The organism is Paenibacillus sp. FSL R5-0713 (assembly GCF_037973325.1).
Classification (GTDB): Bacteria; Bacillota; Bacilli; order Paenibacillales; family Paenibacillaceae; genus Paenibacillus.
Map to the genome: position 1 here is coordinate 2326273 of NZ_CP150229.1, position 23920 is coordinate 2350192.

Genomic DNA, 23920 nt, shown 5'->3' on the forward strand with positions numbered 1-23920 from the left:
ACGAGATGATTGGGTATATGAATATGACAACATTTTTATAACAAAGTCTGGATTATGTTAAAATAAACCTATACAACAAAGGTTTCACACTTCTATAGCGGAAAGGGATTGTCATCATGGAAATATTTATAGCCGTACTTGTTTTACTGGTACTGATCGGTTTATCGAACATCCTCAACCGGTTTGTACCTTTTATTCCCGTTCCGCTCATTCAAATCGTGCTCGGTGTAGCCATAGCTCTGCTTCCTGCCGGGGTACACTTGCAGTTGAATCCGGAATTGTTCTTTGTACTTTTCATCGCACCATTGTTATACAACGACGGGAAGCGAACACCACGGAATGAATTATGGAATCTCCGTGCACCTATCCTTCTGCTTGCGTTGGGACTTGTGTTCGTGACGGTGGTTGTGGCGGGATATGCCATTCATTGGCTGATTCCTACGATTCCGTTACCCGCGGCTTTTGCTCTTGCAGCCATATTGTCCCCGACAGATGCAGTGGCTGTTGGTGCTATGGCAGGACGAGTACATTTGCCTAAAAGCATACATAGGCTTCTTGAAGGTGAAGCATTAATGAATGATGCATCCGGCTTGGTCGCCTTCAAATTCGCCATTGCAGCCACGGTCACAGGTGTGTTTTCCCTGGCACAGGCAACCTTCAGTTTTATTCTGATTGCCATTGGCGGACTTCTCGTCGGTGCATTGTTATCTTTTCTATTAATCCGGCTCGGGATGTGGATTCGCAGACTGGGCATGGAAGATGTAACAATTCACATGCTGTTGCAAATACTCACGCCATTTATCATCTATCTGGTAAGTGAAGAAATTGGGGTATCAGGTATTCTTGCGGTAGTGGCAGGCGGTATTATCCACGCCATTGAGCGTGACCGCGCTGAATCGGTTCAGCTGAAAATGCAGGTGGTATCTGCCAGCACATGGTCAGTCATTTTATTTATACTAAATGGTCTGGTGTTTGTAATTCTGGGTGTACAGGTCCCGGATGTTTTAAGTACCATTTTCGAAAATGTTTCGTTTAATAATCTGCAAGTGCTGGGCTATGTGGGCTTGATCTCGGTGCTACTGCTGGTTCTGCGCTTTCTCTGGATCTATCTGTTCTGGCAAGGGAATGAATGGCTGCGTACCAAATCCTCTATAGGCAGGCCCAAATTCAAGGATATCACGATTATTTCCCTATCTGGGGTACGTGGGGCTGTCACATTGGCGGGTGCCTTCTCCATTCCTTATGTGCTTCAGGATGGTTCACCTTTCCCTGAACGGGATCTCATTATTTTCCTGGCGGCAGGGGTTATCCTTTTCTCCCTGATTGCGGCGAGTGTGTTTCTTCCGGTTTTGGCTAAGAACGCTGGGGGATCCACCGAAGAAACACCACAGAAGTCCGAGCGAAAAGCACATGACATTATGCTGAATGCCGCAATACGGGCTGTCAAATCCGAAATGAATGATGAAAACAAAGCTGCAGCACTCGCGGTCGTCTCCGATCTATCCAAATATATTAGGCAGGCCGCAGGTCAGCTTACCGCGGATAAACGTAAATATATCCAGAAACAGGAAACGGCTATTAACCTGATTGCCACCCGAGCGGAGCGAAAAGAAATCGAAGCGATGCTGGATGAAAATGCAATTGCTTCCGATGCTGCTTTCAAATGTGACAGTTGGCTGGATCGCAAGGAAATGATGTTGGCCAATCGCGCAAACACTCAGATGATGACCTCAATCAATGAGATCGGGCGTATGCTGGGTCATCTATTCACCAATCGATCCCAGAAGCCGAGTCAACCATTCATGCTAGAAAATGCAGAACTTTTCCGTCAGGTGAAGTTACGCACCTCTGAAGCGGCAATTAAGGCCATTCGTGCCCATATGAACGATGGGAATCGAATCGTAGCTTTGTCAGTCATCGCCAAATATGAACGTGTCATTGCCAAACTGCGAACCTGGAACCAAGGGAAAACGGAAGATCCGTTTAATCAGGAGAAGCTTGAGTTGCAGATGGTGGCGATTCAGGAACAGCGCAATACAGTGCAACAATTGTATGAGAACGGTGAGATTAATCGTGATGTGGCTGCCAAGCTGCGCCGGTTTATTAATGATGTGGAAGCAACTGCGCTGAAAAACACCTAATCCGATAAATCCGATATTTTAAATAAGTTAAACGGTCTGATATACTATGGAACAAGAAAATGAATCACTATCCATTATATATCGATCAGTAAGGGAGAGATGAGACATGGTAAAACAACAAATACGGTTGGGCAAGACCGATCTGGTCGTAAATCCCATTGGACTGGGTGCAAATGCTGTAGGAGGGCATAATATCTATCCGGATATGCTGAATGATGAGACGGGTAAGGAAGTAGTTCGTACAGCTTTGAAACAAGGGATTAACTTTCTGGATACGGCATATATTTACGGACCTGAGCATTCAGAGCGATTGATCGGCGAAGTATTGAAGGAAACCGGTCAGCGTCAGAATACCATCATTGCGACCAAGGCAGCTCATAAATTGGTGGATGGCAAGATTGTCATGGATAACTCACCTGCTTTTCTGAAGACATCCGTAGATGAGGCGTTGAAACGTCTGCAAACGGATTACATTGATCTGTTCTACATTCACTTTCCGGATGAACATACGCCTAAGGATGAAGCGGTAGATGCGTTAAAACAATTAAAAGACGCTGGTAAAATTCGTGCGATTGGCGTATCTAATTTCTCCATTGATCAGTTACGTGAAGCCAACAAAGACGGGCATGTAGACGTATTACAGTCAGAATATAATCTGTTCAAAAGAGAAGCGGAGAAAGAGCTGTTGCCGTATACGGCTGAGCATAATATTTCTTTTGTGCCTTACTTCCCACTGGCAGCTGGACTGCTCGGTGGTAAATATAATCGTAATACAACCTTTCAGGATGGACGGGCGAAGAATCCGCTGTTCACGGGTGAAGCCTTCATCGAAAATTTGGATAAAGTTGAGCAACTGCGCAGCATAGCACAATCCAAGGATGTTGAGGTTGCTCATCTGGTTCTGGCCTGGTACCTGACGCAGCCATCGATTGATGCACTGATTCCAGGTGCCAAGAGACCAGAGCAGGTCATTAACAATCTGCAAACATTAAATGTGGAATTAACTGCTGAAGAAATTGCCGTCGTGGATCAGATCTTTCGTTCATGAGTTCGGGTGAATCGGGAAATGCTAACAGGGAGTTTACGTTTGAAGACAAAGTGAGGACACAACATGAACCTGAAGGCAGCCCGAGTCATCGGATTGTTCACGCTAATTATTTTGCTGGGTAGCAGTTCTGCTTATGCGAAGCCTGTACAGAAGAACCGTCAGTATTATGAGGAACGAGGAGAGATCGTGTGGGAAGTTCCCACACAGGATAAACTCATCGCTCTGACCTTTGATGATGGACCAGATCCGGTTCAGACTCCGCAGATTCTGGCATTGCTTCAGCAATATCAAGCCAAAGGAACCTTTTTTGTACTAGGCAAATGGGCAGAGAAATTTCCTGAACTGATTAAGCAGGAACAGCTCGAAGGGCATGAAATCGCCAATCATACGTATGCGCACACGTATGCAGTCCGATCAACACGTGCGGACAAGTACATGAAGGATATGAACGCAGCGGAAAGTTCCATCATTGAAGCGGGTGCGGAGCGGCCCTTGTTGTTCAGACCGCCTGGCGGTTATTACAATGATATGGTCATTCAGGCTGCCAAACAAAAAGGGTATACCATCGTACTCTGGTCCTGGCATCAGGATACACGAGACTGGGCTTCCCCAGGTGTGTCGGCTATCGTTAAAAAAGTACTGAATAACGCCCGTAATGGGGATATTGTACTCTTCCATGATAAGGTGGAAGGCAAATCCCATACGGTAGCTGCACTCAAAACGATTTTGCCAAAGTTACAGCAGCAGGGATATCGATTCGTGACGGTGTCTGAGCTGCTTGCTGTGAAGGCACGTGAAGCTGCGAAGGATGGGGCTGCACCTTCTTCTTCGTTGAAGCATGTGAAGCCCTAGATATTGCAATTCAATTAGAAACCGCAGGCCTCGGGATATAGAGACCTGCGGTTTCTTTATATTTGATCTCCATATGAAACATGAATCCAGGAGTGGGAAGTGTTGTCTGTCTCCCTTTTGTTTTGAAACCAAAACGTCTACAATAGATGGAGCTTTGTATGAAGAGCTACTTGAACCATGATATGAATGATGACATAGAGGAGAGTGAACATGATGAATGGACAACAACGAATAAATATTAAACCGGGTCTTGAAGTGGATATTGTATTGAAGCAGGACCAAGCTACAGGTAAGCTGACACGTGGCATTGTAAAGGATCTGTTAACCAAGTCCCCTACCCATCCACACGGAATCAAAGTACGACTGACGAGTGGCCAAGTTGGACGTGTGAAACAGGTCATTACAGGATCGAACTAACTGTGGCTCAAGGCGTTGAAATGAGCACGACCGCAGAAGTAATGGCACATCTGGCTTCGGGTAATGCACGTCAGCAGGACGCATATCGCGTAATACAGAGCAGTGGTTTGCTCGAACTATTAGCTGCCTACCACCCCTATCCGGCGGGCACAGTACCGATTGATGTTGATGTTCCTGGCAGTGATCTGGATCTGCTGTGTTATGCGGAGGATCTGGATGCCTTTGAAGCTGAGATGTATGAACAGATCGGAGCGATTGGTGAGTTTCAATGTGTTCGTGGTGGGGATCTTCCAGACCAACGTCCTTATGTGACTTGTCATTTGCAAGTGGGACATTGGCCTGTGGAGATTTTTGCCCAATCCGTGCCAGTTAACAGGCAGAATGCATACCTACATATGATTGTGGAGTGGAGATTGTTACAACTGTGGGGAGACGCAGGACATCGTGAGATCCGCAGACTAAAACAAGCAGGGTGGAAGACGGAGCCTGCATTTGCTTCTGTACTTGGATTACAGGGAGATCCATATGTGGAGATGCTGCATCTGGCCGAGATGAAGCGTGAAGAGCTCTGGAGATGGGCGCGTTCACGCACGTTTTTTTAAAATGTCTATTTGAGATGAACTAATCATTTACACGATAACGGAGAGGACAGAAAAAACTGAAAAAGCGAAGCTACAAGCTTTCTACAAGAAAGCTACTTCGAAAGCATACACTTCGCCTAAAAGCTTTCTGAAAGAAAGCTACATCGGAAGCATATGCTTATTACCTGATTTTCGCTTTATCAAGGGAATCAAAAAATCTGGGAATAACAGCGATTGGAAGGTGCTTCTGTCATCGAAGTGTCAGTGTAAATAACCTTTGCTCAGATCAGAAAGATAGCTACAATCGTCGTTACCGTAAGTCCCAGCAATACAGGCTTCAGGTTGCGTCTTGCAAGTTCAAAAGGACTGACTCCGCAGATTGCAGCAGCAGGAATTAACGCCCATGGAATCAAGGTTCCGCCACCTACCCATATGGCTGCAACCTGACCCAGCGCGGTCAGCACAGGTGCAGAACCTGCCGAACCTGCGAACATGGACGCAATCGAGCCAACCAGGGAAATACCCGAGAACCCCGAACCATCCATTCCGGTCACTGCTCCGGTCACCGTCATTGTAATTGCGCCCACGGTTCCATTCAGTGGTACCAGTCCAGCAAGTGCGACCCCGAGATCATTCACGATCCCGTGAGAACCTTCAGGAAGAGGGTTGCTGAACAACTCCGTAATTGCAGCATCTCCCAGATAAAAAAACGCAGCTATGGGAATAACCGGTCCAAATACCTTGAAACCAAACTGAAATCCTTCTATTAAATAATGGGTCGTTTCCTCAGGTCCAGCATGACGATGTGCGGCAAGGGTGACAGCGATCAGTATGACCACAGCGGTTCCACCAATCAGAGCGGTTGCATCGCCGCCTTGCAACTTCAATACAAACATCAGAATCACATCAACTGCGAATAACAGAGGGATAAGCAGTGCAAAAGCTTTTTGCAGACGGGGTGACATCACTTGACCTTGAACAGGCTGATTAGCAGGTAGGGTGGTGGGCACAGTCTCTGATGAGGAAGAGGGTTCCGTGCTCACGGTACCTGATATGGCATCTGGGGAATGAACAGGTGAGCCTGATCTCATCTCTTTGCGCAGCATCCAGAAGGCTGTAAGGGTAGATACGGTTCCCATGACAATAACCAAAGGGATGCTGGCCGTCATGACGGAAGTAACGGGTAGACCGGCTGCATCAGCTGTGAGTTTGGGAGCCCCCTGAATAATGTAATCTCCTGACAGTGCAATCCCGTGTCCAAACAGGTTCATGGCAATGGCAGCTCCAATGGGAGGAAGACCTACACGCACCGCTACAGGAAGAAGAACTGCACCGACGAGTGCTACGGCCGGCGATGGCCAGAAAAATAGCGATACGACCATCATAATCAATCCGATACCCCAATATGCGACCTGAGGAGAACGGATAAACCGGGTGACGGGTGTCACCATGACCTCATTAATACCGGTTCTGATCAGAACACGGCTCATCGCTACAATAATCGAGATGATAAAGATCGTACTTATCAATTCTTTTGTTGCATAGATAAAACTGCTGAAGATCCCGGCAACTGAGCCGCTTAAGGTTTCGGTTGCCAGAAGTCCAATGGTCATAATACCCGCGACACAGATGATCGTGGTGTCCCTGCGCCGGATCATTACGGCGATGATCAAGACGATAAATGCCAGATAGACATAATGTAATGCAGTGAGTTGAATATTCATTGAACAGGCCTCCCTACATCCTGGTGAATAACCCAAGGAGTGATATATCGTATGCATGTCAAGACCGGGCGTTCGTGGAGTCCGGGGCTTGCTACATCATTTATTTTTAGGGAGAAGCTTCAGAGTAATAATGAAGGATTTTTTTTACAACTGGAGAATTTATTACAACATGAAGCTTGTTACTATCGAAATGGGAGCGGATGAAAGTCACCAGAATTGACATATGAAGGTCACGGGAACCCATAGACAATGGCAAGCAGGGGTGATTACAATAAACATGCCATCATAAGGAAGAAAATAGAAAAAAATGATGTTGAATCAAAAAAAGTGTGTGTTCAAAAGCAGACTTCTTGAACTACCTCCAAAAGGGCGGGAATCCATGAACTTGATCCGTTCACTTCGTTTTAAATTTATCGTGGGTCTTACATTGATCATGCTGCCACTATTCATGCTGCTTTATTACAACAACGTCTACGCCATGAAAGTCGTCCGTGACAAAGTATCCCTCACCAATATGAGTCATCTCGCCAAGAGTGTGGAGCAGAATGAACGTGTATTACAGGAGACGAATCGGTATTTATATAGTCTGGGCGAGAGGGACCCGGATATTATCTCTCTGTTTTTTCTGAAATATGGCAGCGGCGATTATATTATTGCCAAGCAACGAATTATGAACAAATTCATGACAGATATCGGTTTTTATAATCTAATCGATTCTTTTTTTCTATATGATGCCGTGAATGATGATCTGCTGCTCGCCACTTCAGGCAATTATGATGTCAAAAAGTCGGTTGTGCAGGAGAGTATGCCTGTCCAGATGCAGCAATTGGAAGGGGATATCCAGAAGCCGGAATGGAGCATCGTGCGTGGCGGGACGTGGAATGCACTGGTCAAAACGGTGCGAATCAACCAGCAGTTCTATGCAGGTGCACTTGTCGATATGAATGCATTGAATCACACACAACCATTCACTGAATCCGGGGATCGGAGTGGCGCAGTTATTGTTGGAACAGACGGTGGCGCATTATCTGATTCCACTTTGACTACTGCACAGATTCAGCTTGCTGCAGCGCATCTTCCTGGCCTGAAAGATCCGTATCAGGTGATCTCCGAAGTTGTGAACAAGGGAGAAGCACGTCAATATCTGATGTTGGGTATTGCCTCGGCGATGTCCCAGATGAATTATATCGTGCTGCTGCCTGAGGAAGACATGATGCGTAACCTCCCGTTTTTCCAGCAGATCATTCGTCTGCTCCCCATCGGTGCGGCAGTAATTCTGGTTACTGCACTGATCTTTTTGCGGCATCTGTTATTCCGCCCAATGAATGCGTTGATTCGAGGTATGAGAAGGGTGAGCCGTGGAGATCTCGATGTGAAGCTGGACCCGCCATCTTCTTCGGAACTTGAATTTATGACACGAAGTTTCAATCAGATGACCAGTGAGATCAGGCATCTGAAGATTGATGTGTATGAGGAACAACTGCGAACGCGGGAGGCAGAGTTCAAACAATTACAGATGCAAATTAATCCTCACTTTTACCTGAATTCACTTAATATTATTCATAGTCTGGCTTCCTTGCAAAAGCATGAGTTGGTGCAGCAGATGGCGGGTCATCTTGCCGATTATTTTCGATTCAGTCTGCGCGCAGGCAAACGTGTCATTCGTCTGGATGAAGAGCTGGAGCACATTCGTCATTACTTGGAAATTCAAAAGCTGAGGTTTCCAAGCAGATTCGATTTTGAACTGGATGTCGAACCGAATCTGGAGCATTATGTGATTCCTCCTTTAACCATTCAGCCCTTTGTGGAGAATGCCATTATTCATGGATTTCAGCGCCGGACGCAAGCCTTCGTCATTCGGATCGTGGCACGTTTCGGTACGAACTCATCCGGTCAGGTCGATGGCACGGTGCTTCAATTGATGATTGCAGATAATGGTGTCGGTTTTGATAAGGAGTTATTGGAGCGTCTGCAACATGGACAATACACTGAAGACCCGAGTGGACAGCATATCGGTATATGGAACGTGGCTCATCGGCTTTTAGTGAAGTATGGTGATCAAGCCAGTTTGCAGTTTGGAAATGGGGCGGATCATGGCGCCAAAGTCATCATTGATTTGCCCGCACAGACCGAAGAGGAAGAAGGGGGAGCCCATGCGGAACCTGTTGATCGTGGATGATGAAATGTACGCATTACAAGCGATGGTGGAAGGCGTTAACTGGCAAGCAGCAGGCGTCGAGCAGGTATTCAGTGCTTGTGATGCCGAAGAGGCAAGAGAAATCTTAAGAGCAAATGCTATTGATATTATGATCTGTGATATTGAGATGCCTGGTGAAACAGGACTTGACCTGCAAAGCTGGGTGTTAAAACATGATCCAGGCATACTGACCATTTTCCTGACTGGGCATGCTTTATTCGATTATGCTCAGACAGCCATCAAGCTAAATAGCTTTGATTATGTGTTGAAGCCGGCTCCAGCGGATCAATTGATTAAGGTAGTAACCCAGGCGGTGGAGAAGATCAAGGATGGAGAGCAGCGTACCCGTACCAACGAAGTTTATGAGACCGTATACAAACGCTGGAAGACCCATAAACCGCTACTAACAGAACGCTTCTGGAAAGATGCCATCTCTCAGCGCATCACGTTAACCAAACAACGGTTGCAAGAGCTCGCAGAATTGTATGGTGCCGAGATTGATCCGCAGGCTCGTGTGTTACCCATTGTGATCTCGGTAGAGGAGTGGCTGCGTGAGTTTGACCTGCGCGACGAGGAGGTGCTGGAATATGCGCTCCGTAATGCAGCCAGGGAGATCCTGCTTGGCAACAAGCCGGGTGAGGTGTTTCAGGATCAAAGTGGATTGAATATTGTACTCGCTTACGAGCAAGACGGCATCATCCCGAGTGCGAGCGAAGTGGCACAACGTTGTCAGGGGTATATCCAGGATTGTGGTACGTATTTCTACTGCCGATTGTCCTGTTATGTTGGTGTCCCGGTTGCTGTAACTGAACTGCAAGGCATGTTAAATGAACTGATGGATATGGAACGCCGCAATATTAAGGAGCTTGAAGAAGTTTTTGTCTATGATGAGCGGGGAAGAGATCAGGAAGATCGCTTTTTGCCTATTCCATGGTTTTCGGAATTATCCATTCTTTTTGAGACAGGGAAAGTAGGGGATTTGCGAGAACGTGTGGATGAAATTTTTGAATTGCTTGCTGCCCAGGAGGGATTGTCTCCTGAAATGCTGCATCTCTACTATCATGCCATGCTGCATGTGGTCTATCCACTGCTTCATCAGAAGAACGTGTCAATACGCAGTCTGTATCCGGGTGAACGGGAGCCGGAAGAGAGTATGGTGACAAGGTCGCTGCCGCAGTTGAAGCAGTGGACGTCGGATCTGATTGATCGTGTTATCCCGGTGTTGTACCCGGACGATCATAGTCCTATGACCATTGTGGATCAGTTGTGCGTTTATATTGAAACCCATATTGGTGAAGAACTTATGCGAGAGGAACTTGCAGCTTTTGCCGGATTCAATCCCGCTTATCTATCCCGTCTGTTTCGGAAAGAGAAGGGCATGTCCCTATCTGAGTTTATCCTGCAGGGCAGAGTAGCTAAAGCGAAAACGTTGTTGTCCCAGTCCACCGTCAAGGTAACGGACATCGCTGGCAAGGTGGGGTATTATAATTACTCGCATTTCACCAAAATGTTCAAAAAGTGCACGGGGATCACACCACAGGAGTTTCGTAAACAGTCACGTACCGTATAGTCCAAGGCGCAGCATGCTTCGTCTTTGTTTTGTTTTTTTTGGTACTAAAGTCATAATTTGATAAGTCAACAGGTCACCACAGCAGATAGAGGTCTTACTCCCCCCGCCGTATACTTGAACCACAGGAGCCGCAACGGAGCTTCATCCTGAGGAAGAATTCAAGAGGAGTGAGGGAGAACAAGTTATGAAGACACAACCCCAGGCGGGTAAGGGAGTACGGATATCGGAAATACCGGGAGAAACAGTCCGAAAGCGCAAGTCTGTGTGGCACAATCTTGGCAAATTCAAGGTGTTGTATCTCATGTTCTTGCCAGGTGTCCTGTTTCTGCTGGTGAACAACTACATGCCGATGTTCGGCGTTCTGATCGCATTCAAAAATGTAAACTATGCTGATGGTATTTGGGGAAGCCCGTGGAGTGGATGGGACAATTTCAAATATTTGTTCTCAACCAGTGATGCATGGGAAATTACTCGAAATACACTCGCGTATAACACCGTGTTTATTGCACTGAATCTCTTTGTAGGTGTCGGGCTTGCTATTCTGCTCAATGAAGTGAAAAACAAGGCAATGTCCAAGTTATATCAATCACTTATGCTATTGCCGTATTTCCTGTCCATGATTGTGGTCAGTTATCTGGTACTGGCTTTCCTGGGCAAGGATTCAGGGTTCATGAACTCCACAATTCTGCAGATGTTCGGCGGTCAGCCGATCGACTGGTATTCCGAGCCGAAGTATTGGCCGTATATTTTGCCACTGGTGAATACTTGGAAGAACATTGGATATTATGCCGTCATCTATCTGGCAGCTGTCGTGGGTATCGATGAAGAATACTATGAAGCAGCTGTGCTCGATGGAGCAACCAAATGGCATCAGATCCGCTTCATCACCATTCCGTTCCTCATACCTTTAATCGTCATTATGACGTTATTGCAGATTGGCCGTATATTCTATGCGGACTTCAGCCTGTTCTACCAGGTTCCATTGGAGTCAGGAGCACTGTTCCCTGTAACAAATGTACTGGATACTTATGTATATCGTACGTTCCTTATCGGTGGAGATATCGGAATGTCATCAGCAGCAGGTCTATATCAAGCCATCGTCGGATTTGTGCTGGTTCTTGTATCCAATACCATTGTAAGACGAATAGATAAAGATAATGCATTATTTTGAGAGGAGGCAAGTCAGCTGTGAAATCACATGATCCACTAGCCGTATCGAAGCGTTCCGCATCCGTTATTCATGCGATGTTTCTATTCTATGCCGTTGCCTGTATTGTGCCGATCCTGCTTGTCTTCGCCATCTCATTTTCGGACGAGACAACCGTAATTGCCAATGGATATAAGCTTATTCCAGAGAAGTTCAGCCTGACGGCTTATGAGTTTCTGTTCAGAGATATGGATCAGATCCTTCACTCGTATGGTATATCCTTTATTGTTACCGTTGTAGGTACCATAACAAGTGTTGCGCTGACCGCATTGTATGCGTATCCGCTCTCGCGAAGAGATCTGCCTTACCGGGGCTGGTTCGCCTTTTTCATCTTCTTTACAATGTTGTTCAATGGAGGTCTGGTACCTTGGTATCTGGTCTATGTCAATGTATTGGATCTGAAAAACTCCATATTGGCACTCATACTGCCGCTACTGCTATCCCCATTCTTTGTACTGGTTATGCGTACATTCTTCGCGAACTCCATTCCGGTGTCCATTCTGGAATCCGCTCGGATTGATGGTGCAGGAGAATTGAGAACGTTTGCACGTATCGTACTACCGCTCTCTCTTCCCGTTATGGCAACCGTCGCGTTGTTCAGTACACTGAATTACTGGAATGACTGGTACCTTAGCATGATTTTTATATCAGATAACCGGACGATCAGCCTTCAGTACCTTATGTATCGAACGCTGCTCGATATTCAATATTTAACAACCAACTCCAACGTCTCTTCACAGATTTCATCGCAGGGTGGCTTGCTGAATCTGCCTAACAAAACGCTGCAAATGGCGATGGCTGTGGTCGGTATTGGTCCAATTGTACTGGCATATCCGTTCTTCCAGCGTTATTTCATCAAAGGTCTTACGGTTGGCGCTGTGAAGGGATAACTCTGAACCGGTTAGCGGAGAGGGCAAGGTAAATGAAGATGGACTGAAAGGGCATATACAGAAGTAGTTACAGGTTTATTTGTGAATTGGGGAAATCGGTTGTATGGTTCAACACATGACAGGAGGGGTTCAATTGGTTAGAACATTAAAGGTATGGTCACGCATGATGGCAACAGTTATGGCGCTGAGCCTGGTGCTGGCAGCTTGCTCAACAGACAAGGGTGGAACAACAACACCTGGCGCAGAAGGCGGAGGAGCAAGTGAAGGTGGGGGCAAACCCTACGAAGTGACACTGTTTTATCCAGGGACACCACAGAAGGATGTCGCTCTGGTGGAAGCCGAGATTAACAAAAAGATGGAGCCGAAGATTGGAGCCACGCTTAAGATCAATGCCATTGACTGGGGGCAATGGGATAACAAGCTGAATCTCATGATCTCCTCGGGTGAAAAATCAGACATTATCTTCACTGCAGCTTGGCAGAACTACACGGTGAATGTAGCGAAAGGTGCATTCTTGCCATTGAATGATCTGCTGGATACCTATGGTCAGGATATCAAGAAAAACCTGGACCCTGCCTTTCTGGAAGGTTCCCAGGTGGACGGCGTGAATTACGGGGTTCCTACGAATAAGGAACTCGCTGCCACACGGGGTGTGTTGGTACGTAAAGATCTGGCTGACAAGTATAAGCTGGACCTGACGGCTGTAAAGACTTGGGCTGATCTGGAGCCACTGCTCAAAACAATCAAGGAAAACGAGCCAGGCATTACACCATTCTATATGTCCAACACCAATGGTAACGGGCTGTTAGAGAATCTGGATTGGGATTATCTCGGTGATGCTTCCGTACCTGGAGTGATCTCCAAAACTGCAGGCGGAACAACGGTTCTGAATGAAGTGGAGACGCCTGAATTCAAAGAAGCGGCTGAACTGGCCCGCAAGTGGTATCAAGCAGGATATATCAATAGTGATGCTGCTACGTCCAATGTATTTCCGAAAGACCAAGCGAAGGCTGGAAAAGCGTTTCTCTGGACAGATGGCATGAAGCCAGGGAAGGATAAAGAAGAAGAAGGGTATGTGGGTTTCCCACTGACTCAGATTGAGATGACACAGCCGACAATCACGACAGGTGATGCATCTGGAGCAATGCTTGCAATCTCCCGTTCTTCCGAGCAACCGGAGAAAGCGATGCAGGTCATTAACCTGCTGCATTCCGACAAGGAAATTAACAACTTGCTGAACTTCGGAATTGAAGGCACCCACTATGTGAAAAAAGACGGACAGGATAATATCATTACTCTCCCTGAAGGCGTAGATGCCAACAGTCGTACCTACAATCCAGGTGCCCAGTGGCAGCTTGGTAACCAGTTCCTGAACTTCCTCTGGGATAATGAAGACCCGCAAAAGTGGGAAAAGTTCAAAGAATTTAACGCCAAAGGTGTGAAGTCCCCAGCACTGGGCTTTACATTCAACAGTCAATCGGTCAAAAATGAAATTGCTGCAGTCAACAACGTGAACAAACAGTTCAAGCCGGGCATGACATCGGGCGCCGTTGATCCAAATGAAATGATTCCGAAATATCTGGAAAAATTGAAAGCAGCGGGAATTGATAAAATTATTGCAGCCAAACAGGAACAACTCGATGCATTCCTTGCCAAAAGTAAATAAAATGATCATCAGTTATGATAAGAGACTTGTATTCTACAAGCTCTTGTCGGTGACAAATCAAAAGGACGTTTTCGGTGAACAACCGAAGACGTTCTTTTATTGTTATTTTTTTGATTTGGATTGTTAATCATAATTAGGAAAAATATGATATAATCAGGTGGTTGATTAGGGGGTGTTTGTGTGTCGAGGACCAGACTTGTGTTCTCTGGGGCTTTATTGCTATTTGCGATCATCTTTACATTTAACCATCATCTTGGTTTTTCTGTTGGAGATACAATACTGTCAGCAATAGGTATATCACCGTATACTACATCTTACTTAAGTGGTGTACATATCACACTTTTCCTCGGATTGGGGATCTTCGCCTGTGGCTTTTATCTTACTCGCAAAGAGATTGGTCGGTCGTTTCCGGGACTTGCGAAAGGGTTGTGGATTGTTGTTCTCGCTCTTGTTCTCAGTTACTCGTATATGACGGATAAATTCATGTATATAGCCAAGTGGGAGGCTAAAGGCATAGATTCGGTATCCTATCTACAGAATGCAAGCTCATGTACCTTTAACGTACTGAAAACGGGTGAGACCCGAGCAACCTGTGACCTGACACTCAAAAATTACGGTAGAGATCCCGTATCCGCTGTGTTATTGCCTGATCTCGCACGCAGTTATAAGTTTAAGGATGATCCACTATTGGAAGCCTTGCGGTCTGTCCAATTAAGGCCAGTACATATTGAGATTGAACCCCATGGAACGTTTACAGGGGAATTGGAGTTTTATGGGAAAGCGGAATCCCCACTGTACGTCAGCGGGAAACTCATGGATATTGTGCTCGATGTAGGCGTGGATGGAGCGAATACGGTGTTTGATTACGATATGCCATAGTTGATATTTTTATAGAAAATAAGAATAATTACATAAACAGATGTGGAATAAGATCAATCTAGATAGAACGTTCAAAGAGATATACTAAAATCAGATTAAGAGCTGGCTCATGGCTGGCTCTTTTTGTGCGTGGAAGTTGCAATTAGTGCTGAAATATTGGTTTTATCTCCTTCCCCCTTCAATTGGTAACGCTTACGCTAGATAATGAATTGGTTTGTCTCAAAAAAATAGTTTGTCTTTACCGCTTACATCATTACAATTAATGTCACGACAAATTAAGACAAGGTGAGATGAAAAGATGTCATATCGGACAAACCTGTTTTCCAAAATGGTCATTCTTATTCTGATTATGCTGATTCCTGTAGTGCTTCTGTACTGGTACTCCAATCACAAAACCACAGCTGTTCTCAGAGATGAGTTGAATCGATCGAATAGTAACCAGCTTGAATTTTTCCAAAATCAAGTGAACACGCACATCGAGCTGTTATCCTCCTGGCCGAATCTGCTCATACATGATCCTGACATTGCCAGCTTCCGGCGAATCTACGCGGATAGTAACTACTTTGACCTAGATGCGATCAATCTGGTCAAACGTATTCAGAATAAGCTAAGTATTCAGGAAAGCTCATCCAATTGGGCGACAAAGTTATATCTGTACTCTCCTTCGCTGGGCAGGGTGGTTTCGGAAAGGGATGCACGTTCTTACGATAAACAAGCGCTGAGGGAGAATATCAGTTCCGGCTGGGATGTACGCAAAATTCAGGATGGGGAAGACGATCGGTTTATGTTTAGCTGGATTACCGTATCTCCATACGGCATTAAAGACCCGGCTAATAATGCGGAAACGATTATTAAACTGGAGTTTGATAGTGACAACATTCGGGATATGCTCGATAAATTCAAGGACGATGGCAGGCATGACCCCTTCTATTTCCGTGAAGAATCGGGAGTTATCTATAATCGGACTTCGGATCGTTCGTTAACGAACCAATTGATGAAAGAACTATCCATCCATGAACTTCAGGATGTGGATAATCGGACTGCGGTGATAGATGGCGAGCCCTACATGGTTAACACCGTGAAATCAAGCACGACAGGCTGGTATCTGGTGGACTATATGCCTTTATCCGATATTCTGAAGCCGATTCATCAATCGAATATGCTCTTCTATTCTTCGATGATTTGTTTGTTGTTGATGAGTTTTGGCGTGGCCTACTTGTTATATGTCCAGGTGCAGGTACCAGTGAAACAACTTATTCGCGGTTTCCAGCGGTTGAAGCAGGAAGATTATTCGGTGAGGATTAAGCCGAAGGGTCGCAATGAATTCAGTTTTCTGTCTGAACGGTTCAACTTGATGGTGGAGCAGATCCAGCAGTTATTTGAACACGTTTACCTGGAACAGATTCATGTGCGTGAAGCCCGCTTGAAGCAGCTGCAATCGCAGATTAACCCGCACTTCTTCTATAATTGTTTCTCCTTCATTACGAGTATGGCGAAGCTGAAGCGTATGGATGCGGTTGTCGCGATGTCGCATAACCTCTCCCGATATTATCGGTATACGACAAGGCAGGAGCGGGATGTAGTGCCGTTGACAGAGGAAATTGAATTTGTCAGCTGTTATCTGGAGATCCAACGAATGCGTATGGACCGAATTCATTACAAGCTTGATCTGTCTGATGAGATGTTAAGAGAGGAAGTACCGCCCCTGATTGTACAACCACTGGTGGAGAATGCGGTAATCCACGGTATCGAAGCGGATGCGGAAGCCGGAGAAATAAGGGTTTCTGGGGAAAAACAGGGCGGTGTCATGGTTCTTGTCGTAGAAGATGACGGGCAAGGCATGACTCAGGAGGCACGTGAGGCGCTTCTGAATAAGCTCAGGGGAACGATGGATCAGGAGATGGGCTGTGGCCTGTGGAATGTGAATCAGAGACTCCAGCTTCGATATGGGGAGCAGGCAGGGCTTGATATAACGGAATCGGAACTTGGTGGATTACGGGTTACACTATCGTGGCCTGCCGAGAGGGAGCTTCTCCCAGATAGCCAAGATAGTATCGAGAACATGTGAGAGCCTGGTTAGAAATTGAACTTAGTGCATAACGAACGAGATAGGGAGTGACTTGCTTGATAGATATACTGCTAGTAGATGACGAAACGTATGTAACAGAAAGTCTGGAACTTACAATCCCCTGGGGAGAGCTTGGAGTAACGACTGTGTTTCGTGCCGCTTCCGGTAAAGAAGCGCTGGAGATTATGGAGGAAAATGCAGTAGATATTGTGGTAACCGATATTCGCATGCCGGGCATGTCCGGACTGGATCTAATTGCAGAGGTAAGCAAGCGTTGGTCCCATATTCGCTGTATCTTGCTGACCGGTCACAGTGATTTTACTTATGCGAAGAAAGCGATTCAATTGCAGGCAGCGGATTATATTTTGAAACCTGTGAACGATGATGAATTTATGAGTTCCGTCTCGGCAGCCATCACATCTCTTCGTGATGAGTGGGATGAATTCGACAAATATCACCGGCTTTTATACAGTCGGAAGTCTGACTATAAAATTTTACGGGAAAATCTGATGCATGATCTGCTGCTGGGACGTGAGATTACGGGGCGGGCACTTCGGGAACAACTGCAACAATATGAGATTCATATTGACCCGGAACAATCGGCTGTGATGATGCTGATTCGTCTCACAGGACGCTTCTCATCAATGGATCAGCAATCTCTGGATCTGATGGATTTTGCGGTAGGGAATATTGCAGAGGAAGTGCTCGGAGAGCAATTCAACGTGTGGTTTGGTCGCGGACCTCATGAGTGTCTGGTTATGTTTTTGCAGAATCAGGGACAGATCGAAGCTCCGCAGATGGACTTGGAGACGTTGAGAACCTCAGCTGAAACTTTCCGTGAGCATGTCATTCGATATCTACAGGGGGATCTGTCCATGGTCGTTACACCATCATTTCCTTTTAATGAATTGACAGCAGCTTATCGAAAAAGCCTGGGTTCCCTTGTCCTTTCAGGACCGGAAGAACACAAGATTATATATATGGACATGGATCAGGCACTCGGCAAAAGATCGGAGAATGATGCGACCCAGGCGCTCGAAGAGTTGTACAAACCGCCTGTACTTCCGCAATTGCTTGAGACCAAGCAATGGGAAGCGGCAGCGCGTAAGCTGAACACGGTCTTTGACGCGGCAGAACAGGTACGATTGTCCCGAGAACATGTGTATGAGATGTATCTGTCTGTAACCAATGCATTCATGTATATTGCCCATAAACAGGGGCATCTGGTACATGAAATTGATCATGCGGGATTCGATCTGCTCCTTGCTCATCAGTTGATCCAATCCCCCGAGAAGCTGCGGCGCTGGGCAACCGAGATGCTGGCGAAGCTTCAGGAAGAGTTGTCCGATCAGGAAGGTGTGCAGAGCCGCAGACATGTGATCAAGCAGGTTCAGGAGCTGGTGACAAGTGATACGGGACAGGATCTGTCGGTGAAGATGATTGCGGACAAGGTATATTTGCACCCCGTATACCTATCAAAAATCTACAAGGCAGAGACTGGGGAAGGTCTCGGGGATTACATGATTCGGATGCGCATGGAACGCGCGCTATATCTGCTTAAAAATAGCAACAAAAAAATATACGAGATTACGAGTGAACTTGGCTATCAGAATCCGCAATATTTCAGCAAAATGTTCAAAAAGCATTATGGGATGACACCCAATGAATTTCGGGATCAGGCATAATTACAACAACATTCCAGAATATAGGTTGGCAAAGGTGCAGAAATCTTGATTTCGTATCATAGGATCAAAGTCCTGGTCAGCCTATAATGAAAGGGTAACCAAAACGATTTAAGGGGGAACAACATGAGAGCGCAATCAACGAAAAAGAGATTCTTGACGCTTCTCGCTACAACGCTGAGTCTAACTGTCGTTCTTGCAGGATGTTCAGGAGGCAGTGGGGGCGGAGATAGTGCAACACCAAGTACGTCTGGAACCCAAAACGAATACAAAGAAAAGTATGATCCGGAAGTAACCATTACAACAGCATGGGGAATCGATCCTGAGCTGAAGTTTAAAAATGGCGAATCCATGGAAAATAACGTGGCAACCAAGTGGGCCAAGGAAAAATTCGGGATTAATGTCAGCGCGCTCTGGTCAGTAACAGACACAAACAGTGCGTTTGCAACTAAACTTCGTCTGGCTATGTCCTCTGGACAGGAAATGCCAGATATCGTGACGATTGGTAGTGCGGACAATCTCGTTGCTCAAGACTTGATCGACTCTGGCATGTACGAAGAGGTCGGTCCACTGTTCGACAAATATGCTTCTGACACATGGAAAAAAGCGATGGAGCAAGATCCTAACGTGTGGAACCAATATAGTCGTGATGGCAAAAGAATGGGTATCCCTGTTCTGGACTATGCCTACAACAATGATTATTTATTGTGGATTCGTCAGGATTGGCTGGACAAGTTGAATCTGAAAGCACCAAAAACAATCGATGAGCTGGAAACCGTTATGGAAGCATTCAAAAACAATAACCCGGACGGCTTGGCTCCGGATAAAGTCACTCCGCTCAGCGTTGGTTTCAAAACATCCATGAACACTTGGATGGGAGATGTATCTTGGATATTTGGTGCATATGGCACCTTACCTCAACAATGGAATCTTGCTGCGGATGGCAAGTTGGAGTATGGCTCCATCAATCCGGGTATGAAACAAGGTCTGACCAAATTGAGCGAATGGCTCAAAAAAGGATATATCCCGCAGGAAGCAGCGCTATGGGATGAGAACAAAACAGCAGAGCCAGCCGTTGCAGGAACTGCCGGCATTATTCCAGGACCTTACTGGATGAGTGGATGGCCACTTCTCGATACAGTGAAAAATGTACCGAGTGCGGTATGGAAACCGATTGAAATTCCTACCGGTCCTGAAGGAAAAGCGATGCGTCACGGAACACAGTTCGTGAATGGTGTTACGTTGATCAAAAAGGATATGGCACATCCAGAAGCATTCTTTACGTATCAGAATTACCTCTTCGACAATTATGCAGACCCAGCACCGGGCAGCCCTTATGATAATGGTCTGTTTGCAGGTTATGACTATCAATTGGATGCAAACGGAAAACAATTGCCGATTGACCAGATCGAAGGCGGATACGTGAACGTTGTACGTTATTTGCTTGTTCGTGATGGTGCACGTATTCCAGATGCACAGATGAAAGCTCTGATGAATCTGGCTAATGGCAAAGAGCCTGAAACGAAGCTTGAGAAAGACGTTGCTGTCAATTACGGTAAAGAAACTCCTGCCGCAGCAAAAGTGTTATTGAGCCAGGAAGAAATCTCCTTCAAAAACATGTTCACAGGTCCAACAACACAGACGATGAAATCCAAGCTGGACTATCTGAACAAAATCGAGAATCAGGCATTTAACGAAATTATCTATGGCAAAAATCCGGCTGATGCGTTTGATACCTTTGTACAAACGTGGAAATCGGGTGGCGGTGACCAAATCACGCAAGAGGTTAACGAATGGTATGACAGTGTGAAAAAATAGTTTTAAGCAGCGCCCAGACGACTAACGTCTGGGCGCTTTTTTTGGTTTATTCAAGCTGCGGCAAAGTGGTTGAATTTGTGCCATTTATATTGCTTTTATGTGCTGTTTGGACCCCGTAAAAGGTTGATATAATCGCAATATAAGCCACTCAGGGAGTACTTGAGTAGGAAGAAATACAGGGGGAGCAATCATGAGAACTTTGAAACGCACTTGGCCATTCCACGTTATGCTGTTGCCAGCCATTATCTTTCTGATTATCTTCAGTTATGTGCCTATGGGCGGGATTATTATGGCATTCCAGAACTACAAGCCATGGCTTGGAATTAGCGGTTCTGAATGGGTCGGGCTGGACAACTTTAGATATTTGTTTGAACGTGAAGACAGCTTACAGGTCATCTGGAACACATTGATTATTGCTGTACTTAAACTGATTTTCAATTTATTTGTTCCATTTGTTTTTGCCATTCTTTTGAATGAGGTTCGCAAGATGGCTATACAGCGTACGATTCAAACGCTTGTCTATTTACCTCACTTCTTGTCCTGGGTCATCCTGGGCGGGATTTTGATAGATCTGTTGTCAACAGGCGGCTTGGTTAACCGGGTTCTGGGAACCTTCGGACTTGGGCCATATTTCTTCCTGGGAGACAACAGCTGGTTCCGATCTACGATCATTTTGACAGATGTGTGGAAAGAATTTGGCTATAACATGATTGTTTTTCTGGCTGCCCTTGCCGGAATTAATCCAGCATTGTACGAAGCAGCAGAAATTGACGGAGCGGGACGCTGGAAACAGACACTGCACATTACAATTCCTTCACTTGTGCCGATGCTGATGGTTGTGGGAACACTGGCACTTGGTAACGTACTGAATGCCGGATTTGACCAGATTTTCAACTTGTATAACCCGCTCGTATATCAAACGGGTGACATCATTGATACATTTGTATATCGTTCCGCAATGCAAAATGGTGAGATGGGCTTTGCAACGGCGATCGGATTATTCAAATCGGTTATTAGCATGATCTTGATTCTTGTATCGTACAGCTTAGCCAAAAAATACGCCGGATACCGCATATTCTAAACGAATGAACAGAGAAAGAAGGGACCACGATGTATCATAAATCATTGCCTTATCGCGTGTTTAATATAGTCAATACCTGCTTTCTGATTTTGGTCGCCATCATGTGTATTGTACCGATGATTCATGTACTGGCAGTATCCTTTAGTACAAAGGCTGCTGCTGATGCAAATCTGGTCAATCTCTGGCCTGTAGGCTTCTCACTTGAGGCATACAAAAAAACGATGAACAATCCAATTTTCTTGAACTCGCTCTGGATCTCGCTCCTGCGTACAGTGATCGGTACAGCCATTACGTTGCTGATTACGTTCCTGGCGGCGTATCCATTGTCCAAAGAAAATAGTGAGTTCAAAGGCAGAACGATCTACTCCTGGATCTTTGTATTCAGCATGATTTTCAACGGGGGACTCGTGCCATTCTATATGGTTATTCAGAAGATTGGGTTGATGGATTCCTTCTGGGTACTGGTGCTCCCGGGGGCAGTTAACACATTCCTGGTCATTCTGATGCTGAACTTCTTCCGCGGTATTCCAAAAGAGCTGGAGGAAGCAGCGCTGATGGATGGAGCTAACCATTTCAGAACATTGTTCAGTATCTTCCTTCCCATTTCGATGCCGTCCATTGCAACCATTGCATTGTTCAGTATGGTGTTCCACTGGAATTCCTGGTTTGATGGATTGCTCTATATGAATAACGCCAAGGATTACCCACTTGCTACATTTATGCAAACGGTCATTATTGGACGTGACATGAGTAGCATGAGCATGAATCCAAAAGAAATGGAAGCTCTCTCTCAAACTACGGTAAGGGCAGCTCAGATCTTCATCGGAAGTGCACCGATCTTGATTGTGTATCCTTTCCTGCAACGTTTCTTTGTCAAAGGTATGACGTTGGGCTCAGTTAAAGGCTGAGCCTGTACCCCAAATTAATGGAGGTTGATACAGTGAGCAACTTGACGGAAAAGGCATTCGTTCTGGGAATGGATGTGTCTTTTATGGATGAAATCGAACAGCATGGCGGGAGCTACAGTGATGTGGATGGCAAGGAACAAGACTTGCTGTCCATCCTGAAGTTCAATGACACTAACGCGATTCGACTTCGAATCTGGAATGATCCTGTTGGTGGATTCTGCAATCTGGAGCGCACGGTGGAGATAGCCAAACGGATCAAGAAACAGGGATTGAAATTTTTGCTTGATTTCCATTACTCTGATCGCTGGGCTGATCCAGCCAATCAATGGAAGCCGAAAGCTTGGGAGAATCTGTCCTATGAAGAGCTTCAACGTGCAGTATGCATGTATACGGCTGATGTTCTGAGAACGTTAAAGGAAAACGATGCGCTTCCAGACATGGTGCAGGTCGGCAACGAGATTACGCCGGGCATGTTATGGAATGAGGGACGTGTCGGTGGAGAAGAGCATGATACGGATGAACAGTGGGAGCGTTTTGCAGGCCTTGTGAAGTACGGAATTGCTGCGGTCAAATCCGTTGACCCGGATATCCAGATTATGATACATATTGATCGTGGTGGAGATAACGCCGAGAGCCGCAAGTTTTACGATCGCTTTGAAGCACTCGGTGTGGAGTTCGATATCATTGGTCTATCGTATTATCCTTGGTGGCACGGCACACTTGATGCGTTACGCGACAATCTTCATGATCTGGCTGAGCGTTATGGCAAACCTGTCAATGTGGTTGAAACGGCTTATCCATGGACACTGGAGCAGCCAGAAGGCATCGAATGGATTTTGAATCAGGAAGAATTGTTGTTGCCAGGATACCCTGCAAGTGTAGAGGGGCAGACCCGATATCTGAAGGATCTGTTGCAGATTATTCGCGAAGTTCCTGGTGGTTTGGGGCACGGATTCTATTATTGGGAACCTGCATGGATACCAAGTAAAGAAGAATGGTCCGTTGGACATCCGAATAACTGGGGCAACCTCACCATGTTTGATTTTAAAGGTCGGAAGTTGGAATCGTTTACAGCACTAGCTACTACGGAAGAATCTGATGTTGTGACATACGTGTAATATCATACAGGTTCACAAGTGGTATCTGATGAAAAGATGAAGCCATGCCAGAAGATAAGCTTGGTAATTTGAG

At 45.9% G+C, this 23920-nt stretch carries 18 protein-coding genes; 17 read left to right on the forward strand and 1 reads right to left on the reverse strand.

The annotated features are described in order from the left end of the window. Positions 1-116 precede the first annotated feature (116 nt). From MKZ12_RS10660 to MKZ12_RS10680, 5 genes are all read left to right on the forward strand, one after another. Entirely contained in the window at positions 117-2141 is a 2025-nt protein-coding gene (locus MKZ12_RS10660; protein ID WP_339260319.1) for a Na+/H+ antiporter, read from the forward strand. A 106-nt stretch (positions 2142-2247) separates the two neighbouring features. Then, entirely contained in the window at positions 2248-3189 is a 942-nt protein-coding gene (locus MKZ12_RS10665; RefSeq protein WP_339260320.1) for an aldo/keto reductase, read from the forward strand. Positions 3190-3252: 63 nt separating this feature from the next. Continuing rightward, a complete protein-coding gene (locus MKZ12_RS10670) occupies positions 3253-4041 on the forward strand; it encodes a polysaccharide deacetylase family protein (protein ID WP_339241276.1) in 789 nt (262 codons plus the stop codon). Positions 4042-4254: 213 nt separating this feature from the next. Beyond that, positions 4255-4458, forward strand: coding sequence for a YwbE family protein (locus MKZ12_RS10675; protein ID WP_339243006.1), 204 nt, complete (start codon positions 4255-4257; stop codon positions 4456-4458). 2 nt (positions 4459-4460) lie between these two features. Beyond that, positions 4461-5060: a DUF4269 domain-containing protein gene (locus MKZ12_RS10680; RefSeq protein WP_339241278.1), complete on the forward strand. Its 600-nt coding sequence runs from the start codon at positions 4461-4463 to the stop codon at positions 5058-5060. A gap of 260 nt (positions 5061-5320) precedes the next feature. Here the strand turns inward: MKZ12_RS10680 and MKZ12_RS10685 are convergent, their stop codons facing one another. Continuing rightward, a complete protein-coding gene (locus MKZ12_RS10685) occupies positions 5321-6763 on the reverse strand; it encodes a hypothetical protein (RefSeq protein WP_339241280.1) in 1443 nt (480 codons plus the stop codon). Positions 6764-7142: 379 nt separating this feature from the next. Between MKZ12_RS10685 and MKZ12_RS10690 the strand changes: the two genes are divergently transcribed. The 12 genes from MKZ12_RS10690 to MKZ12_RS10745 all read left to right on the forward strand — a co-directional run bounded on the left by MKZ12_RS10690 (position 7143) and on the right by MKZ12_RS10745 (position 23847). Continuing rightward, positions 7143-8942, forward strand: a complete 1800-nt coding sequence (locus MKZ12_RS10690) for a sensor histidine kinase (protein WP_339260321.1) — start codon at positions 7143-7145, stop codon at positions 8940-8942. Beyond that, positions 8917-10530, forward strand: coding sequence for a helix-turn-helix domain-containing protein (locus MKZ12_RS10695; protein WP_339260323.1), 1614 nt, complete (start codon positions 8917-8919; stop codon positions 10528-10530). Before MKZ12_RS10690 ends, MKZ12_RS10695 begins: the two co-directional genes overlap by 26 nt. Before the next feature lie 184 nt (positions 10531-10714). Further along, positions 10715-11701 carry an ABC transporter permease subunit gene (locus MKZ12_RS10700; RefSeq protein ID WP_339241286.1) on the forward strand — a complete coding sequence of 329 codons (987 nt, stop codon included), beginning with the start codon at positions 10715-10717 and terminating at the stop codon, positions 11699-11701. Positions 11702-11718: 17 nt separating this feature from the next. Next, positions 11719-12627 carry a carbohydrate ABC transporter permease gene (locus MKZ12_RS10705; protein WP_339241288.1) on the forward strand — a complete coding sequence of 303 codons (909 nt, stop codon included), beginning with the start codon at positions 11719-11721 and terminating at the stop codon, positions 12625-12627. A 133-nt stretch (positions 12628-12760) separates the two neighbouring features. Next, positions 12761-14293, forward strand: a complete 1533-nt coding sequence (locus MKZ12_RS10710) for an ABC transporter substrate-binding protein (RefSeq protein WP_339260326.1) — start codon at positions 12761-12763, stop codon at positions 14291-14293. A 180-nt stretch (positions 14294-14473) separates the two neighbouring features. Then, entirely contained in the window at positions 14474-15172 is a 699-nt protein-coding gene (locus tag MKZ12_RS10715) for a hypothetical protein (protein ID WP_339241292.1), read from the forward strand. A 298-nt stretch (positions 15173-15470) separates the two neighbouring features. Next, on the forward strand, positions 15471-17240 hold the full coding sequence (locus MKZ12_RS10720) for a sensor histidine kinase (RefSeq protein ID WP_339260328.1): 1770 nt from the start codon (positions 15471-15473) through the stop codon (positions 17238-17240). Positions 17241-17296: 56 nt separating this feature from the next. Continuing rightward, positions 17297-18925, forward strand: coding sequence for a response regulator (locus MKZ12_RS10725; RefSeq protein WP_339241297.1), 1629 nt, complete (start codon positions 17297-17299; stop codon positions 18923-18925). 123 nt (positions 18926-19048) lie between these two features. Further along, entirely contained in the window at positions 19049-20740 is a 1692-nt protein-coding gene (locus tag MKZ12_RS10730) for a sugar ABC transporter (RefSeq protein WP_339241299.1), read from the forward strand. Positions 20741-20930: 190 nt separating this feature from the next. Further along, complete coding sequence (locus MKZ12_RS10735; RefSeq protein WP_339260329.1) at positions 20931-21821, forward strand: ABC transporter permease subunit; 891 nt, start codon at positions 20931-20933, stop codon at positions 21819-21821. Positions 21822-21850: 29 nt separating this feature from the next. Beyond that, positions 21851-22729, forward strand: coding sequence for a carbohydrate ABC transporter permease (locus MKZ12_RS10740; RefSeq protein WP_076326910.1), 879 nt, complete (start codon positions 21851-21853; stop codon positions 22727-22729). Positions 22730-22761: 32 nt separating this feature from the next. Beyond that, the gene (locus MKZ12_RS10745) at positions 22762-23847 is read left to right on the forward strand and encodes an arabinogalactan endo-1,4-beta-galactosidase (protein ID WP_339260330.1); all 1086 of its coding nucleotides are present in this window, start codon (positions 22762-22764) and stop codon (positions 23845-23847) included. Positions 23848-23920: the final 73 nt, after the last annotated feature.